The 17,526-nt window shown below is 67.7% G+C and carries 14 protein-coding genes and 1 pseudogene; 6 read left to right on the forward strand and 9 right to left on the reverse strand.

Going from position 1 to position 17,526, the window contains the following annotated elements:
- Both ACN675_RS22095 and ACN675_RS22100 read right to left on the reverse strand, forming a co-directional pair.
- Positions 1 to 1,535: LGFP repeat-containing protein (locus ACN675_RS22095; RefSeq protein ID WP_420752881.1), on the reverse strand; the 1,535-nt coding region annotated here is incomplete at its 3' end.
- Complete coding sequence (locus tag ACN675_RS22100) at positions 1,474 to 1,950, reverse strand: LGFP repeat-containing protein (protein WP_420752882.1); 477 nt, start codon at positions 1,948 to 1,950, stop codon at positions 1,474 to 1,476. The genes ACN675_RS22100 and ACN675_RS22095, both read right to left, overlap by 62 nt.
- A gap of 58 nt (positions 1,951 to 2,008) precedes the next feature.
- Between ACN675_RS22100 and ACN675_RS22105 the strand changes: the two genes are divergently transcribed.
- On the forward strand, positions 2,009 to 2,485 hold the full coding sequence (locus ACN675_RS22105) for a hypothetical protein (RefSeq protein WP_420752883.1): 477 nt from the start codon (positions 2,009 to 2,011) through the stop codon (positions 2,483 to 2,485).
- 157 nt (positions 2,486 to 2,642) lie between these two features.
- On the opposite strand, the gene ACN675_RS22110 is transcribed toward ACN675_RS22105, so the two are convergent.
- The 4 genes from ACN675_RS22110 to ACN675_RS22125 form a co-directional block, all read right to left on the reverse strand.
- Positions 2,643 to 3,887 carry a hypothetical protein gene (locus ACN675_RS22110; RefSeq protein WP_420752884.1) on the reverse strand — a complete coding sequence of 415 codons (1,245 nt, stop codon included), beginning with the start codon at positions 3,885 to 3,887 and terminating at the stop codon, positions 2,643 to 2,645.
- Positions 3,888 to 4,129: 242 nt separating this feature from the next.
- Positions 4,130 to 5,182, reverse strand: coding sequence for a TniB family NTP-binding protein (locus tag ACN675_RS22115; RefSeq protein ID WP_252172737.1), 1,053 nt, complete (start codon positions 5,180 to 5,182; stop codon positions 4,130 to 4,132).
- 2 nt (positions 5,183 to 5,184) lie between these two features.
- Positions 5,185 to 6,981, reverse strand: a complete 1,797-nt coding sequence (locus ACN675_RS22120; RefSeq protein WP_252174300.1) for a transposase — start codon at positions 6,979 to 6,981, stop codon at positions 5,185 to 5,187.
- 367 nt (positions 6,982 to 7,348) lie between these two features.
- Positions 7,349 to 8,062, reverse strand: coding sequence for a TnsA-like heteromeric transposase endonuclease subunit (locus ACN675_RS22125; protein ID WP_420752885.1), 714 nt, complete (start codon positions 8,060 to 8,062; stop codon positions 7,349 to 7,351).
- Positions 8,063 to 8,472: 410 nt separating this feature from the next.
- Between ACN675_RS22125 and ACN675_RS22130 the strand changes: the two genes are divergently transcribed.
- Both ACN675_RS22130 and guaA read left to right on the forward strand, forming a co-directional pair.
- Entirely contained in the window at positions 8,473 to 10,206 is a 1,734-nt protein-coding gene (locus tag ACN675_RS22130) for an FAD-dependent oxidoreductase (protein WP_420752886.1), read from the forward strand.
- A gap of 41 nt (positions 10,207 to 10,247) precedes the next feature.
- Positions 10,248 to 11,819 carry a glutamine-hydrolyzing GMP synthase gene (guaA, locus tag ACN675_RS22135; protein WP_197250863.1) on the forward strand — a complete coding sequence of 524 codons (1,572 nt, stop codon included), beginning with the start codon at positions 10,248 to 10,250 and terminating at the stop codon, positions 11,817 to 11,819.
- A 90-nt stretch (positions 11,820 to 11,909) separates the two neighbouring features.
- Here the strand turns inward: guaA and ACN675_RS22140 are convergent, their stop codons facing one another.
- Both ACN675_RS22140 and ACN675_RS22145 read right to left on the reverse strand, forming a co-directional pair.
- Entirely contained in the window at positions 11,910 to 12,176 is a 267-nt protein-coding gene (locus tag ACN675_RS22140) for a hypothetical protein (RefSeq protein WP_420752887.1), read from the reverse strand.
- Positions 12,169 to 13,581 carry a PspC domain-containing protein gene (locus ACN675_RS22145; RefSeq protein ID WP_420752888.1) on the reverse strand — a complete coding sequence of 471 codons (1,413 nt, stop codon included), beginning with the start codon at positions 13,579 to 13,581 and terminating at the stop codon, positions 12,169 to 12,171. The genes ACN675_RS22140 and ACN675_RS22145 overlap by 8 nt, the downstream gene beginning before the upstream one ends.
- A gap of 95 nt (positions 13,582 to 13,676) precedes the next feature.
- Between ACN675_RS22145 and ACN675_RS22150 the strand changes: the two genes are divergently transcribed.
- On the forward strand, positions 13,677 to 14,984 hold the full coding sequence (locus ACN675_RS22150) for a PspC domain-containing protein (RefSeq protein ID WP_420752889.1): 1,308 nt from the start codon (positions 13,677 to 13,679) through the stop codon (positions 14,982 to 14,984).
- Complete coding sequence (locus ACN675_RS22155; protein ID WP_420752890.1) at positions 14,981 to 15,649, forward strand: response regulator; 669 nt, start codon at positions 14,981 to 14,983, stop codon at positions 15,647 to 15,649. Before ACN675_RS22150 ends, ACN675_RS22155 begins: the two co-directional genes overlap by 4 nt.
- A gap of 7 nt (positions 15,650 to 15,656) precedes the next feature.
- Here ACN675_RS22155 and ACN675_RS22160 read toward each other — a convergent pair whose 3' ends face one another.
- Positions 15,657 to 16,847: a serine/threonine-protein kinase gene (locus tag ACN675_RS22160; protein ID WP_420752891.1), complete on the reverse strand. Its 1,191-nt coding sequence runs from the start codon at positions 16,845 to 16,847 to the stop codon at positions 15,657 to 15,659.
- A 172-nt stretch (positions 16,848 to 17,019) separates the two neighbouring features.
- Here ACN675_RS22160 and ACN675_RS22165 point away from each other — a divergent pair.
- Positions 17,020 to 17,526: pseudogene (locus ACN675_RS22165) on the forward strand (hypothetical protein); the annotation flags it as partial.

A 17,526-nucleotide genomic window follows, 5' to 3' on the forward strand; every position in this document is an offset into this window, starting at 1 on the left:
TGGGCCTGAGTGCCGGTCGCTCGACTCAACGGCACGCCGCCCGGTCCTCCGGGCAGCCCGCTGCGTTGGGCGTTTCCAATGTGAGCTGCGTGTTCCGATGCGTTCGGCCGGGTGGTCATGTCGAGGATCGGTTCTGCAGCTGGAACTACACAGCCCTGGTCTCTGTCATTGCGATCGCAACGAACTTCCGGATACCTGGCCTCGGGAACATCCCAGCTGACTGGATCGGTTTGGGGATGGCTGAAGTAGAAGGTGTTCTTCAGGTTGTTCGTCACCTGCATGCCTGAGGTCAAGCCCGCGTTGGTCACCGTGAAGGTGGTTTCGGCATCCGGGTTGGTGGCGATGGGCATGTTTCCGATACCCGGGCCGCTGACTGGGCACCCTGTTCCCGAGGAGGAACAGGTCATCCGGATGCTCAGGAGCGCTTCTGTCGCTGCTCCGCTGACTCCTCCCTGCAAGAAGTGGATGGCGGATTTGCCCGTCCATGCTGAGTTGGGAGACTTCCATGGCGCACGCAGCTCGTGTTCCTGCACGTAGTGGAGTCTGCCGACCGGCGTCTCGCCGGGAATCGGGTTCTGTGTGTTGCGTTGGTAGATGAATGTCCAGTCTTCCCGCCACATGCATTGGTAGGCACGGTTACCGGCCCAGACACGCTGCGGAAGCGACTTGCAGAACGGCTGAAGGTAGCTGTTCCAGTCGTTTGCATCGTTGAGACGGGCTTGGCCGTCAGCGAGACCTTCGCGTTCGAGCATTTCCGGAGTCGGTGTACAGAAGATGAGCTCGCCGGACTCGGCATTCGGGTCCGAGGTCACTGCATCGCAGGAAGGCATCTGGTTCTCCCCAGGGTCTCCGATCAGCGAGAGGTTGTTCTCGGCAAGGCCAGAGAGACCATTGGGATCAGAACTGGTCGGAGGCGGCTGGGGAACATTCAGATGGGCCGGGCCCGTGACGGTGATCCTGTCGTCATCGCCGCATGAATCACAGGAAGTCTCATCGTATTCGTAGTAATCCCAGTCGGTTCCGATATCGTCCGACGCGTCTGTCAACTCTGTCGGCCATCCGATCGTGCCACCTTGAAAATCCTGCTTAACTCCGGACGTCCCTACCTGGGGTTGTTCGTCGCCGATCGGGTATCCGAATGGTCCTTGCTCGTAGTTCGTAGCTGCCCACTTGCCCATGATCTTCCCGAGGATCGGGTCGGATGTGCCCAGAACCGGCCACGCCCCGGTCTGAGAGGTGAAATAAATGTTCCCGAACTCGAATGAGGACATCCGTCCCACACCGTCTGGAAGGCCGATTTCGTCGGACTTCGGATAGCCGAGGGGCCCGTTCTGGGCGCCCGTGGCGAGGTATTTGCTCAGGACGGCGCCACGGACAGCATTGAGGTTGCTGCGAGTGGGGTGCCAGTACACGTGGCCGCCCTGGAACTCCTGCCGCCGACCGATGTTGTCGGTACTCGACTGCAGGACAATCTCATCGGTGGTGGGATAACCCAGATAACCTGCCTCCCAGGACAGCTCGCCCCACTTCATCATGAAGTGGTTGACGACCGGGTGCGCGCCGGTTGGGGTGCCAGTAGATCGGTCCGTTGACGAATGTGACGCGTTGTCCGACTCCGTCGGGGTTCGTGATGTTGCCGCTGGTGGGCCAGAGCAAGAAGCTGTTCACGTTGCCGAGAGAGTCGTATTTGACTCGGATCTCTCCGCAGACCTGATACTGCCAGGCCGGAAAGTAGGTTATGCAGTCGGTGGGAGCCGCAGCGGCGAGCACGTTGGTGGCGGAGGCACTACGGGCCGTGCGGGAGCGTGAGGCTGCGAGGATCTTCGCCTCGAGGATCTCGGCCTTGTCGGCGTCTTCCTTGGTGAAGCCCTCGGGCAATTCCTGGCGGTCCGAGCGCATCTTGCCGGGCACGATCGTGGAGTTGGGGTTTTCGGTGGGCGTCCACTTCACCCACGGCTCCTTCTTCCCCGGGGCCGCGGTAGATGCTTCCGCGCTCGTGGTCGCGGGTGTGCTCGACTCGTTGCCCGTCGAGGAGGCCTCGGTTGCGAGGGGTGGCGTCGCCGGCTCGGATGCCGGTGTGGTGGTCGTCGCCGGAACGGTCGGTTCGCATGTCGGCGGCACCGGTTCGGTCGTGGTGGTGGTCGACGGCACCGTTGGAGTTGTGGTGGGGGCGGTGGTGGTTGGCACCGCGCACGGATCCATCGTGGTGGTCTCGGTCGGTGCCTGCAGCGGCACGCTATCCGGGGCGGCCGGCTGCGTCGTTGTCGGTGTGGTGGGGGCGGCCGGTGTCGTCTCGGTCGGTTGTGCCATCGCTGCCGACCCTCCGACGGCAACCATGACTGCAACCGTGCTCGTGACCAGGCACCGGCGCCACCATCTGTGCCGGGACATGACGGAGCCACCGTTGGTGTGCGAATCCATCTATTCCTACTGTCTGTCGATTCGATTGAAGAAGCGGTGGCGCCATCGCTTCTTAGCAACCTAAACGGTTTCCCAACAATCACAAATGCAACACATAACACTTCAGTAACATCCATACAGGCAGTCTGTATGACTGCTCGCGGTTTTGGAGTTTCGGTTGAGGTTGGACACGGCAGCTATACGCCGGACGAGGACAGTATTGCGGGGCCGTAACCGACGCCTCACGAAGTCCTGTGACCTGCGAGAAGTTCGCAGGCGTAACCGCGCAGCAGATTTCGCCCCGACAATCCGAGGAGGGCGTCGAAGGCGGACAGTGCCCCCATCGGCCGTCCTGGAGGCGGGCGATCGGCGGTGGCCTCGGACCAGATCCATGCTGCGCCGATGCGCCGATAGTCCTTCAGCGCGCGCACAGGGCGGGGAAGCTGCGCAGCAAGATCGACCGGGAGCTGCACGAGCGGGCGCAGAAGATCACGCCGACACCGATAATCGATCAGACCGTCCCCAACGAGAATTCGGGCGAGGTTCATCGCGTGCGCGATATCGGTTTCATACACCAGGATCGGTGGCACGGATGGCCAATGTCCTTTGGCGACATAGAAATAATGGTCGCGAGAGTATCTGTGGATCGGTTCATCGGTGAGGTCCCAGTGGCCACGCAGTGCTGCGCAGTGCCCCAGCAGAGCTGCGACCCGGGCGCGCCAGAGCCACTGGCAGCGGTCGGCCCAGAACGGTTCGCCGTCCTGCCGGTAGCTGCCCGGGATGTGGTCGATGGTCAATGCGGTGGAGCCGATCACCAGGCGCAGCAGGTCGATCCGGTTCGGGAATCGTCGCGCCCATCCCGGGCGCGGCATGATCCGCGGCGCCGGCCATCCTGGCCGGATCACCCTCCTGGCGAAGACGTCCCCGTCCCGGATCGATGGTTCGTGCCGGGGGCGCAAGGCGGGGCGCGATGGCGGGATCGGGGACACCGACCCGGCTGGTTGGCTGTCCCAGCCGACGGCGATCGCGATCGCGCGGACCGCAGCCGAGTGGGGAACTGGCGCCGTGGCCCCGTCGTGGTGTGGTTCGCCGGTGTGGACGAGGTCGTCCACTGCCTGTTGGAACAGCAGATCGGCGGTCTCCTCGGGTTGGGCCCAGGATTTGCTGATCCGCCGGATGATCCACGGCAGATCCGTGCGCAGCGTCTGCAACCGCATGGCGATATGGGTATCGGTCGCGGAGCGATAAGCGGCGGCGAGGACGTCGAAACAGATTCGGGTGATCTCGCCCGGGATCGGGATATGGCTGGTGGTATTCGTACCGGGCAGCTGCACCAGGCGCCGGCAGTAGCGGCAGATCGGGGCGAGGGCGAGCGCCCAGTCCCGGCGGCCAATGTTCGGTGGCGCGCAGGGGCAGTGCTGTCCCCATCCGGCTGCGGACCATCCCGTCGAGGCGAGCACGGTGGGATGGACGCTGTCGAGGGTCATCTCGACGATTCGAGATCGAGGTTGGCCGGTCAGTGCAGCAACCCGGCCGAGGATCGCCGGATAGTCCCGGGCACCGCGGGCGATCCGGGGGCGACCGAGGATCACTGCAACGGCGGTGGCGTTGGCGGCGGCGGTGCGGGCGACGAAGGAATCGAACGATTCCCCAACAGCGGGGATCGGCCGCGCCGGTAGCCGTTCGACGATCCTCGGCGCCGGTGAGAGCGGTTGAGGTAGCGGCGGGGTCATGGCCGGTCGGCGGTGCGGCGGCGCCGGGCGATCTGCTGCTCGCCGTGGTGGGCCCGGTCGCTGAGACGGACAGCAGACAGATGACGGGCGGTAATGGCGAGGGTGCCGTCTTTGACGGCGTCGAGGGTGGCGGTGCGGATCAACCGAGAGGTATCGCCGAGATATCCCTGACAGCGTTTCCAGATCGGACCGGCGAACTCGGTGGTGAGCACCCCGGCCTGTGCCCGCGGAAGATGCGGCAGTACGAGCGTTTCCAGGCGGTGCAGAACTCGCTGCCAGGCGTGTTGTGCGCTCTCGGTGGTGATGTCGAGTGGGACCAGTTCGGTCAGCTCCAGACGTCCGGTGATCTGCGGGTCGGCGGTGATCGCGCTGTCAGCCAGGCCGGTGCCGACCAGGACCAAGGTGGCGTCGAACTCGCCGAGTTCGGTGTTGAGATATTTGATGTGGTCGAGGACGTCTTGGCTGCCCTTCCAGTTCGTGCGCAGCAGTTGCGTATCGTCGATCACCAAGATCTGGGTGCCGTGCCGGGCCAACGCCTGCACCGCCACCGTGGACAGGCGGTGGGCGACACCGCGGGCAGGCAGCCCGAAGAAGTCCAGGATCTGCGAGTTCAGTCCCTTGACCATCACCGCCGATTGCAGGTTCACCCACACCACCGGACACAGGTCCGCCTCCAGATACGGCTGGGGTTGCCAGACCGGAACGCCGAACTCGGTGGTGTCGGCGCCGGTGATCGAATCGCGGTAGCGATCGGCGGCCCATCGGCGTACGACGGTGCTTTTGCCGACGGTGTTGACCCCGGTGACTGCGGCGATGAGCTTCGCACCGGGCGGGGTCTGGGTGTTCTCGTCGACGATCTCGGTCATCCGGCGGGTCGCGGTCGCTGCCTGCTCGGTGTCGAGGTGAATCGTGTGGAGCCAGCGCCCGAGCTCGGCGATGTGCGCTGCCCGGCGGGAACTCGACAGCCGTTCCCAGCTGGCGGCCGTGAAATGCTGGGGTTCCGGCGGCGTGGGTGTGGTGCAGGAGCGATGCCAGGCGCGGGCGTCCACAGCTACGGCTCGTCCTCGAGGTGCGGCCAGGGCCGGTCGAGCAGGTCGTCGGCCGGCCACAGGTCAGGCACGTCCGACAAAGCGTCCGCGGTGTCCGCTTCGGCGATCGGGGTACGGGCGGCGGCGCCGACGGCGTCGGCGTGGTCTGTGCGGGACTGCTGGACCCGGCGGGCTGCCGCGGAGAGTTTGCTGGTCCAGTCGACCGGCGGTGCGGATCCGGTGGTCAGTTCGGTGAGTTCGTCGAGGATCTGCCGTTGCGCCGAACCCCGGAACAGGATGTGGTTGCCGCCGCGATCGCGGATCCGCTGACGCAGCCCGTCGAGGATCGTCTCGGTCATCGGCGCATCCGTCAGCAGTGCCCCACGCCACGGGATTGGATGGATTTCCCCGGTCTCGGGGTGCCGGAACCAGATGCGGGACAGATCGTGCGGATCGAAGTGGAACGGCACCGCCGCGTCCTGCGCCCGGAACCGGCCGATGGCGACGTTGCGGAAGTCTGCGAGGACCCGGCTGTCGAAGACCATGTTGCGGTACTCGGCTCCGGCCACGCCGACCCGCAGCCATCGGATCGGCAGGAACTGGTAGATCAGATCCGGGCGTTGCGGCACGTCGATACGGCCGGTGACATCGAGCATCACGTCCCACAGTTCGAGCGGGCTGGTACGTGCGGTCGGGTCGGCGCCGAGCACCAGCCCCGTGTGCCAGGACCGGTGGTAGTCCAGCGCCACGAACCGACGCAGATACTGTTCGAGTTCCGCCGCGGTGATCAGTGCTTCGGCGGCCACGAGGCGTCCACGCTCGGAGGTGTTGCGGCCCTTGTAGCCGGGTAGCTGCTGCACCGCGCGTTGCAGGGTCTCGTGCCAGCGCTCCACATGCGGATTGTCCGTCGGTTTGGAGCCGCGGCTGAGCAGCAGATCAATCCCGAACTCGTGCAGCAGAGCCCGAAAATGATCGGACAGAAAAATCGACCCGTGGTCGGCGCGGATCGCATCCGGCAGCACCGACGGGATCCGGTGCTCACCCTGCAGGGTGGACAGGTCCGGGGCGACGCGGCGGCGCCCGATGGTGACGGCAATATCGGACACATCGAGGGTGTCCGGGAGCCCGGCCCACCGCCAGTCGCTGATCGTCGTGCCCTGCACCAGCATGGAGAACGGGCGGCACACGTCGTAGAGCAGCAGGCCGGCGTCGATCCCGTCAGCGCTGCGCGGAACCACCCGCAGTGCCAGAATCACCCGGGTGGCCACGTCGATCGCGGTGAGGATCTCGACACTGAACGGGCGACCGAACAGCGGGTCGTAGACGAGGTTGTCGGCCCGGGTCGCGTCGATCGCGACGATCTGCCCGGGCCGGATCGCCGGGAACGATGCGGTGCCCGACACCGTGCGCCCCGCCCGGCTGCGCTGGCTTCGTGTCGTGGCGCCGATGCCGTGTTTGAGATGCGCCAGGTATTGCGCGGTCACCCGCTGCGGCGTCACCACATCGCGATGACCAGCGCGGTGGAGTTCTACCCGGATCCTCCGGTCGATCTCGCCGATACTGACCGTGGACCGATCACCGTCGAGCGCTGCCACGACCAGTTCCGCCGTCGCCCGATACCGTTCGTCGATCCGATCCCACTTGGCGATGTGTCGCAGAGCCCGGCCGTCAACCAAGCCGAGCAGGCCCTGATTTCGCCAGGCTCGCACCCAGTTGCGGACGGTCGTGACGGACGGCGCAGCTCGCATCAGCTCGCCGTCAGCCAGGCGTCGCTGTCGGCCCCGATCACCTGCGGCCTCGTTCGACAATGTCTCCGCCATGATCGAACACCGGGCACTCTCCGACAATCCGAACCCATCCCCGAACGGACTGCGCGGCTCACCGTGCCGCGCCAGTTCCCGATGCCCGTCCCGGTAGCCGGTGACGATCTCCTGCACCACCTCGAGCCGATCGAGCGCAGTCCGCTTCGCGTCATCGGGCAAGCCATCCCACAACGGACGCAGCGACTCCTGCACACGGGTGACCCTGCCATTGGAGATGGACCGTACCTCGGTCAACTCCGACCACTGCACCTGCATCAGCTCACCGAAGGAGGTGCGCAGCTCCACCCCGGCCGGGGACAGTGCTTCCACGAGCGCTGTTCCGGACGCTGTGAGCACCCGCGCACCCATCGTCAGTGAGGTGCGGCTACCGCCCGACATCACCGACGCGCCTGACCGGTGTATCCGCCGACATCTTCTCGTCGAGGGGAACCAGCAGATCCCCCGACCAGATCAGATGCCACATCGTCGAGGTGAGCTCACCGGAACCGTCGTCGAGCGCACACACCTCGCCGATCGTCGCTCCCTCGCCCGACACCGCCGCATCGATCAACGGACGCGATGTATCGATCCACGGTGGGCGGCGGCGATAGCCATGCAACCACAGCAGGTTCAACCGCTCTACCTTCGAGACCCCGGCGAAGATCTCGTAGGACCATCCGACGTGCACACAGGCCGCGGCGGCCGCGACGGACTGCGTCTCGAACGCTTCGTTCTGCCTCGACTCCGGCCGGACATCCCACACAGTGACGCCACCCGAGCTACTGACGCTGAGTAGATCGGGCACGTGCCGCTTGCCGATGTCCCCGAACACCCATTGGCATGGCTGGGCCACCATCCAGACGATGTCCCGACGTCGATCCAGAACCCGCACCAGATCGTGCTCGACACCGGACTCGAGCTCCAGGTGTCCGCCGACGGTGTAGGAGAACGCCGACACCGGGATGTGCCGCTGCCGCGCCGAAGACCGTGGCCGCCGCACCGACACCAATGACCTCGGATCCGGGGCTCCCGCAGCGCCCCACTCCCACAGCATCGGTGCGTCTTCAGGATCGAGGCGGAACCACCACTGCGTGGTCATGACGGGGGTCCGACAGCCATGCGGTGATCGCGGCAACCAGTCATCAACATAAGCACCCGACACCATCGCCGATCCTCTCGGCTCACCAGAGGGAGTTGCGGATCTATCGAATGTAGGACTGCAAGGCTAGATTGACAGGCTACTTTGACAGAAATTAGGCGACACTAACCGTTTCCCGGCAGATAAGCGCAGGTGGCCGCGTTTTCGTTCTGGGGGTCGTTGTCAATCTATGCGGTCGGGTCTGTCAATCTTCGCTGCATCTCGACAGCTGTGGTTCACAGAGGCAGCGCGGCCGCGACCTGCGGTTTCCGCTACGCGCGGTAACAGTTGGGCAATCCTTGTGGCAGCTGTCACAGACCCGGGGTGCATACTGGCGAGTAACAACCAGTTTCACGGGTGGAGGTACTCCGATGGGTAGGCAGCGCGCGACGGACTACGACGTCCTCATCGTCGGATCGGGCTTCGGTGGCAGCGTCACGGCGCTGCGGCTCGTGGAGAAGGGATACCGGGTCGGTGTTCTCGAAGCGGGCCGGCGGTACGCGGACGCGGACTTCGCCAAGACGAGCTGGGACCTCAAGCGCTTCCTGTGGGCCCCGAGGTTCGGGTGCTTCGGCATCCAGCGCGTGCACCTGCTGCGCGACTGCCTCATCCTCGCCGGCGCCGGCGTGGGCGGCGGATCGCTCAACTACGCGAACACCCTCTACAAGCCGCCCGCCTCGTTCTTCGAGGACAAGCAGTGGGCGCACATCACCGACTGGCACGACGAACTCTCGCCCTACTACGACCAGGCCCGCCGGATCCTCGGCGTCGTCACGAACCCGCACATGACACCCGCCGACGAGGTGATCAAGTCCGTCGCCGAGGACATGGGTGTCGGTGACACGTTCATCCAGACGCCGGTCGGCGTCTACTTCGGCGAACCCGGCCGCACCGTCGCCGACCCCTACTTCGGTGGCGTCGGACCCGACCGCACCGGCTGCATCGAATGCGGCGAGTGCATGACCGGCTGCCGGCACGGCGCGAAGAACACCCTCGTGAAGAACTATCTGGGCCTCGCCGAGAAGGCCGGTGCCGAGATCGTCCCGATGACCACGGTCACCGATCTGCGGGAAACCGCGGACGGCAGCTGGGAGGTCGTCACCGAACGCACCGGAGCGTGGCGACGCAAGAGCCGGCGCACCTACACCGCCGAGCACGTCGTGCTCGCCGCCGGCACCTGGGGCACGCAACATCTGCTGCACCATCTCAAGGACACCGGCGCGCTGCCGAAGCTGTCGAACCGGCTCGGCGAGCTGACCCGCACCAACTCCGAATCGATCGTCGGCGCCGGGAAGTTGAAGGTCGACCCGAACATGGACCTGACCCGCGGTGTCGCGATCACCTCGTCCTTCCACCCGACCGCCGACACCCACATCGAACCGGTCCGCTACGGCAAGGGCTCGAACGCGATGGGTCTGCTGCAGACCCTCATGACCGACGGTGACGGCCGCACCCCACGGTGGGTGAAGTTCCTCGTGCAGGTCGCGAAGAACCCGGTGCAGATGGCGCGGATGCTGTCGGTCAAGGACTGGAGCGAGCGGACCATCATCGCGCTGGTCATGCAGAACCTCGACAACTCCATCACCACCTACACCAAGAAGGGCCTGTTCGGCCGCCGCAAGGTCACCAGCAAGCAGGGCCACGGCGAGCCGAATCCCACCTGGATTCCCGCGGGCAACGAGGCCACCCGACGCATCGCCGAGAAGATCGACGGCATCGCCGGGGGCACCTGGGGCGAGATCTTCAACATCCCGCTCACCGCGCACTTCCTCGGCGGCGCGGTCATCGGCAGCGACCCCGACCACGGCGTCATCGACCCCTACCACCGTGTCTACGGTTACCCGACGCTCAGCGTCGTCGACGGGGCGGCCGTCTCCGCGAACCTGGGCGTGAACCCGTCGCTGACGATCGCCGCGCAGGCCGAGCGGTCCGCGGCGCTGTGGCCGAACAAGGGCGAGGACGACGTGCGTCCCGCGCAGGGCGAGCCCTACCGTCGACTGAACCCGATCGCCCCGAAGAACCCGGTGGTGCCGGCGGGTGCTCCCGGCGCGCTGTCGCTGCCGATCGTCGAGATCCGCCGCGGTTCGGATGCCGGGGTGGCCTGACCGGCGTTCGTGTGACGTGGACCGCCGCTTAGACTGTTCGGGTGTCGCAAACCCAGCAGTCCAAGCCGGTCCTCGTCATCGACTTCGGAGCCCAGTACGCGCAGCTGATCGCTCGCCGCGTCCGGGAAGCGAAGGTCTACTCGGAGGTCGTGCCGCACACGGCGACCGTCGAGGAGATCGCGGCCAAGGAGCCGCTCGCGGTCGTGCTGTCCGGCGGCCCGTCCAGCGTGTACGAGGAGGGCGCTCCCCAGCTCGACCCGAAGCTGTTCGACCTGGGCGTGCCGGTCTTCGGTATCTGCTACGGCTTCCAGGCGATGGCCCAGGCCCTCGGCGGCACGGTCGCACACACCGGCAGCCGTGAGTACGGCCGCACCGAGATGTCGGTGAGCGGTGGCGTCCTGCACGAGGGTCTGCCCGCGACGCAGCCCGTGTGGATGAGCCACGGCGACGGCGTGACCGCCGCACCCGAGGGCTTCGAGGTCACCGCGTCCAGCGCGGGCGCACCGGTCGCGGCCTTCGAGGACCGGGCTCGCCGGCTCGCCGGCGTCCAGTACCACCCTGAGGTTCTGCACTCGCCGCACGGGCAGCAGGTGCTCAGCCGCTTCCTGCACGAGATCGCCGGCATCCCCGGCGCGTGGACGGCCGCGAACATCGCCGAGTCGCTCATCGCGCAGGTCCGCGAGCAGGTCGGCGACGGCAAGGCCATCTGCGGTCTGTCCGGCGGTGTCGATTCCGCTGTCGCCGCCGCGCTCGTGCAGCGCGCGATCGGTGACCGTCTCACCTGCGTGTTCGTCGATCACGGCCTGATGCGCGCCGGTGAACGCGAGCAGGTCGAGAAGGACTTCGTCGCGGCGACCGGAGCCCGGCTGGTGACGGTCGACGCCTCCGAGACGTTCCTGCGCGAACTGGCCGGAGTGTCCGATCCGGAAACCAAGCGCAAGATCATCGGCCGCGAGTTCATTCGCAGCTTCGAGGGTGCGGTCTCCGAGGTGCTCGGTGAGAGCGCCGCCCACGGCGAGACCATCGACTTCCTCGTGCAGGGCACGTTGTACCCGGACGTCGTCGAATCCGGTGGTGGCGCCGGCACCGCGAACATCAAGAGTCACCACAACGTCGGTGGTCTCCCGGAGGATCTGCAGTTCGAGCTCGTCGAGCCGCTGCGCCTGCTGTTCAAGGACGAGGTCCGCGCCGTCGGCCGCGAACTCGGTCTGCCCGAGGAGATCGTCGGCCGCCAGCCGTTCCCCGGCCCGGGCCTGGGCATCCGCATCATCGGTGAGGTCACCCAGGAGCGCCTCGAAATCCTGCGTCACGCGGATTCCATTGCGCGCGAAGAGCTCACGGCCGCGGGCCTCGACGGTCAGATCTGGCAGTGCCCGGTCGTGCTCCTCGCCGACGTGCGCAGCGTCGGTGTGCAGGGCGACGGACGCACCTACGGTCATCCGATCGTGTTGCGCCCGGTCTCGAGCGAGGACGCGATGACCGCGGACTGGACCCGCCTGCCGTACGAGACGCTCGAGCGCATCTCCACCCGGATCACCAACGAGGTCGCCGAGGTCAACCGCGTCGTCCTCGATGTGACCAGCAAGCCGCCGGGAACGATCGAGTGGGAGTGATCCTCCCGTAGCAGCGACTGTGCCCCTCGGGCCGAAGGATCTCTCCTTCGAAATCCGAGGGGTACAGTGCTTTTCGGAGGTGCAGTGTATTCAGTTCTTCCGGCGGGACCGTTTGCCGGGTGCGAACAGGAGGGCCGCGCCCACCGCCACGGCGACGGCCACGAACACCCAGCGGAACTCGACGTTCGCGATCGGGTCCAGTGAGAACGGGCCGATCAACGCCCACCCGCTGACCGCCAGAGCGGCGATCGCGGCCACGAGCAGCAGGATCGACGGGCCCCGCCGGCGCGAGCAGGTCGCCTCGGTGTCGTCGGATCCGGATCCGGATCCGGTGTAGTCGGTGTCGAAGTCAGCCACGGTGCACCTCCGAGTTTCCGAAAGCGGTATCGATGTCGAGGGTCAGGACGGGTCCGCTGCGGCCGTCGGCGCCACCGTCGAAGCCCTGCGTGGGGCACGGCGAGGCCGCGCGCTCGGTGCACGTGATGTCGACGTCCAGGTTCGGCGGCAGGAGGATCCGGGAGTTGCCGAACCGAGTCTCCACCGCGACGGTGCGGTCCTCGGTGAGGGTGAGATTGCGCAGATCGAGCTCGAGCTCGCCCATCTGGACCGCGTACTCCGGCTGCAGCTCGGCGGCCGTGCGCGGGGCATGCTGTTGCGGACCCCACCGCGAGGTGTCGATCGGGCCGACCAGCGACGCGAGCACCACGAATCCGATCAGCGGACCGGTCACCACCAGTAGGCCGTGGCCGCGGTGCAGGAACGCGCCGAGCAGCAGTCCCAGCCCGACGACGGCGAGAGCGATCGCCCCGATCCGGGCCGGCGTCAGCCATTCCATGCCGGTAGCGGCGGCGACCGCTGCGGCTGCGGCGGCGGCCAGCACCGCCAGACCCAGGATCGTCGTCGTCAACCGCGACCGCGGCTGCTTCTGATCCGGCACGGGTGTCCGGATCGGTGCCGGTTCGGGAAGGTCCCACGCGAACGGGGCGACGCCGAGCGGATCCCAGGACGGAGGTGTCGCCGTCGCGCCGAACGGATCCGGGGCGGGCCGTGCGGGATCGGCGGGCTGTGTCGGATCGGCGGGCTGTGCAGGATCGGCGGGCGGTGCCGACTCGTTCACACCGCCGGTCGTCTCGGACGTCGCGGCGTCCTTCTTGACCCAGAAGTTCGGGTCCGCCGGTGCCGGTCCGGGAGTGGGGGTCGCCCCTGCCGCGAACGGTTGCTGCGCGAATGGGGCCGGTGTGAACTGGGACGGGGCATAAGGCGCCTGCGGGACCGAGAAGTCCGGGAACGGATTCTGCTGGAAGGCCACCGATCCCGGCGGGGGCGGCAGGACCGGAGGTTCCGGCTTGCGCAGGTAGAGCAGCCACAGACCCCCGAGCATCAGCATCAAGCTGAGGAATCCGGAACCGCCCAGGCCGGCGCCCATCGGGCCGAGCGCACTCGCAGCCACCGCAAGTGCCACCAGCAGGACGATCACCTTGGTGCTCGAGTCGGCGCTGTGGCCCCGCCCGACGAGAGACTCGACGGGGGAGACGGGATCGCCGTAGCGGGCGAGCAGGACCCAGCACGCCAGGTACAGGACGATGCCCGCGCCACCGAAGATGGTGGACACCACGAACGCGACCCGGATCAGTACCGGATCGACGCCGTACCGAACTCCGATGCCGGCGCACACGCCGGCGACGTGGCCCTGATCGGGCAGGCGCACCGGACGGGTGCGCCACATGTCCGAAAGCTGCTCGGGGAAGCTGCGCGAGTTCATGGACTCATCCTGTCGCCCGCGCGGCGCCCGCACATCAGGGGCGAACCCTGATCTTCGGGCCCCGCAGTGGCCTCCGGGATCAGGGTCGGTCCCCGATGCCGGGGCGCCGAGCGCGTGCCAGTATCGAATATGTGCAACCGGTAGCCAACCTTCCCGTGCCCGTCCCCCGACTCGAACGCCGCGTCGGTGGCCGCGTCGTGGGCGGCGTGGCCGGTGGTCTCGCCGACCACCTCGGCGTGGACGTGATGAAAGTCCGGGTCGCGTTCGCGGTGCTCGCCGCGCTCGGGGTCGGCATCGTCGCATACGGCCTGCTGTGGGCATTCGTGCCGCAGGGTTCCGACACCGAGCCGCCGTCGCCCACCGAGCGTCGCCGCGCGCTGGGTCTGGCGGTCATCGGGCTGGCCCTGGGCGCCGGATTGTCGTGGCTGCTGAACGGGGGCGCGGCATCGGTGATCGCGCCGATCGTCGTGGTCGCGGTGGGTGCCGCCCTGGTGTGGCGGGAGTTCGACGTCGACGGGCCACGGTCGGTCCTCGGACTGCCGGCCAAACCCACCGTCCTGACATGGGCGCGGGTTCTCGGCGGCCTGACCCTGATCGTCACCGGCCTCGGCGTCGTGTTTCTCGCCCAGGTCGACGTCGCTGCATTGCGGTCGTCCTTGCTCGCGGTCGTGGTGACCCTCATCGGCGCCGGGCTGCTGTCGGTGCCGCTGTGGGTTCGCATGTGGCGAGCTCTCGAGCAGGAACGCGCAGCCCGCGTCCGCAACGAGGAACGCGAGGAGATCGCCTCGCACCTGCACGATTCGGTGCTGCAGACCTTGGCGCTCATCCAGAAGCAGGCCGGTGATCCGCAGGAAGTGGTGCGGCTGGCCCGCAGCCAGGAACGGGAATTGCGGCGCTGGCTGTTCGGCGGCGGGGAGAGCCCCCGCACCAGCCTCGCCGAGGCGCTGCGCACCATCGCCGGTGAGGTGGAGGACCAGCACGGGGTGTCCGTCACGCCGGTGATCGTCGGGGACGTCGCGCCCGGTGACGACGACGACCTGACCGCCGAATCGTTCACCGCGGTGCTGGGGGCGACCCGCGAAGCACTCGTCAACGCCGCCAAGCACGCCGGGGTGGACAGCGTCGACCTGTTCGCCGAGGCCGAACCGGACGAGGTGAGCGTGTTCGTCCGCGATCGCGGGACGGGCTTCGACCCGGATCTGGTCCCGGAGGACCGGCAGGGTCTGGCCAAGTCGATCCGGGCGCGGATCGAGCGGCGCGGCGGCCGTGTGGTGGTGAAGTCGGAGCTCGGCAAGGGCACCGAGATCCGGATACACATGCCCCGCGGCGGTGCGGTGCCGGGGACGGGCTCGCCCCTAGAGTGGCAGGAGGCCGAACCCCAACCCGAGGAGCACACGCAGTGACGTCGAACGGCGCCCCAACTTCACAGTCCTTCCGTGTCTTTCTGGTCGACGATCACGCCGTGTTCCGTTCCGGTGTGCGTACCGAGCTGGGGCGCGAGGCGGACATGGAGATCGTGGGCGAGGCCGGCGGTGTCGCCGAGGCGGTCGCCGGGATCGACGCCACCCGCCCCGATGTCGTGCTGCTCGACGTGCACATGCCCGACGGCGGGGGAGTCGCGGTGCTCAGCCGCATCGCACCGGGGCCGGTGTGCCTGGCGCTGAGCGTGTCCGACGCGGCGGAGGACGTGATCGCGGTGATCCGGGCCGGCGCCCGCGGATACGTCACCAAGACGATCTCGGGCACCGAACTGGCGGATGCGGTTCGGCGGGTGGCCGGCGGCGACGCGGTGTTCAGCCCGCGCCTGGCGGGATTCGTGCTGGATTCGTTCACCGGACGGTCCAACGTCCCGGAGCCGCCGCTGGACCCCGAACTCGATTCGCTGACCCCGCGTGAGCTCGAGGTGCTGCGGTTGCTCGCGCGCGGTTACACCTATCGGGAGATCGCCGAGGAACTGGTGATCTCGGTCAAGACCGTCGAGACCCACGCGTCGAACGTGCTGCGCAAGACCCAGCAGTCGAACCGGAACGCGTTGACCCGGTGGGCGCACCGGCGCCGGATCGACTGAAAGCTGTTCAGCCCACCGCCACGGCGATGATCACCGCGACCACGAGCGCGAGCACGATCAGCGCGACCATCGCCGCCATCGCCAGCGGCGCGTATGCGACGAGCCGTTCCTTGGGGTCCTGCGGCACAGGTTCTTTCGGAAGCAGCCGGTCCCACAATTCGGCGGGCCGGGGAATCCCGCGTGACGGGCCGCGCGAAGGCGACACCGGCGGCGGTGCGGGCCGGTCCACGAACGAACTGCGCGAACGGGTTCCGGCGATCGGGGTGGACCGTTGCGCCCACACGGGGATCGAGCCGTCCTCGGCCAGGATCGGACGTCCGCGCAGCAGTGTGGGATTCGTGCCCGGACCCAGGACGACCGCGGCGAGCCGGTCGCGGGCCTGCGCCATCGTCGGACGGCGGGCGGGGTCGGGTTCGAGCATGGAGAGCAGGACGTCGGTGAGAGGGCCGGTCCGGGTCGGCGGAATGATCTCGGCGCGGGCGACGCGGTGCAGCAATGCGATCGAGTCGGCTTCGAAACCGAACGGGGGCTGGCCCTCGAGGATGGTGTAGAGGGTCGCGCCGAGGGAGAACACGTCGCTGGCCTCGGTGGGATCGTTCCCGCGCGCCACCTCGGGCGCGAAGTACGCGGGGGTACCGGCGATCACACCGGACTGATCGGAGTCGCCGCTCGCCAGGGCGATGCCGAAGTCACTGATCTTCACGATGCCGAGTTCGTGGCCCCGTTCGGCGACGAGGATGTTGCCGGGCTTGATGTCCCGGTGGATGATGCCCGCGGCGTGTGCGGCGGCCAGGGCGTCGGCCACGTCCGCCCCGATCTGCGCCACCTCGTACGGGGGCAGTGTCTCGACGGTGTTCAGCACCTGGGCGATGCTGCGGGAGGGCAGGTACTCCATGACCAGCCACGGTTCACCGGCGTCGAGGGCCACGTCGTACATCCCGATGGCGTGCTCGTGCGCGAGCTGCGCGGCGATCCGCCCTTCGCGCAGTGTGCGGCGGCGTACCTCGTCGGCGGCCTCCGGCTGCAGGTCCGCGGTGGAGACGACCTGTTTGACGGCGACGTCGCGCCCGAGCCGCGTGTCGTGGGCGAGCCACACGGCGCCCATCCCGCCGCCGCCGAGCTTGGAATCGAGCCGGTAGCGACCGGCCACCAGGTGGTCCGGGCCGACAACCCTACCTACTCGTTCCTGTTTCGACACCTTCACGAGAGTAGTGGATGCGAGGGGTCTTTCTGCGCTTGACGGGCCGCCCCAAGATCAGGTGTACTGGAAAGGTTCGAAAGTATGTTCGATAGTTGGTGACTGAACCACGTCTTCCCCGTGGTGTCGGTGGGCCGTGTTCCCGCGGCCGGCAGATGACGAAGGGGTGCATGTGGGTGAGCTCGCCGAGTTCCCGCTCGACGGTGTGGAAAGACCGTCCCGGCAGGAGCGGATCCAGTCGCTGCGCCGGCGGATGGCCGCGATACCCGCGCGCGGGGAGGTGGAGCGGGCCGCTCCCGCCGACGTACCCGCCGACCGGTTGCTCCCGGTCCCGGAACCGCTCGCCGATGTACTGCCCCAGGGTGGTCTCGTCCGCGGCTCCGTCGTATCCGTCTCCGGGGCCACGTCGTTGCTGATCGGGGTTCTCGCCTCGGTGACCGCTGCGGGAGGTCACGCCGCCGTGATCGGCCACCGCCGGCTGAGTCTGCTCGCCGCCGCGGAAATGGGAGCGCAGTTGCAGCGGGTGGCGGTGATTCCCGATCCCGGACCCGATCCGGTGGAGATCGCGGCGGTCCTGCTCGACGGGATGGACCTGGTGGTCCTCGGTCTCGGCGGGCTCGCGGTGCCGCCGTCGCGAACCCGGGCCGTGGCCGCCCGCGCCCGCAGCAAGGGGGCGGTG

Origin of the sequence: Rhodococcus sp. O3 (assembly GCF_048897285.1) — a bacterium.
GTDB lineage: Bacteria > Actinomycetota > Actinomycetes > Mycobacteriales > Mycobacteriaceae > Rhodococcus.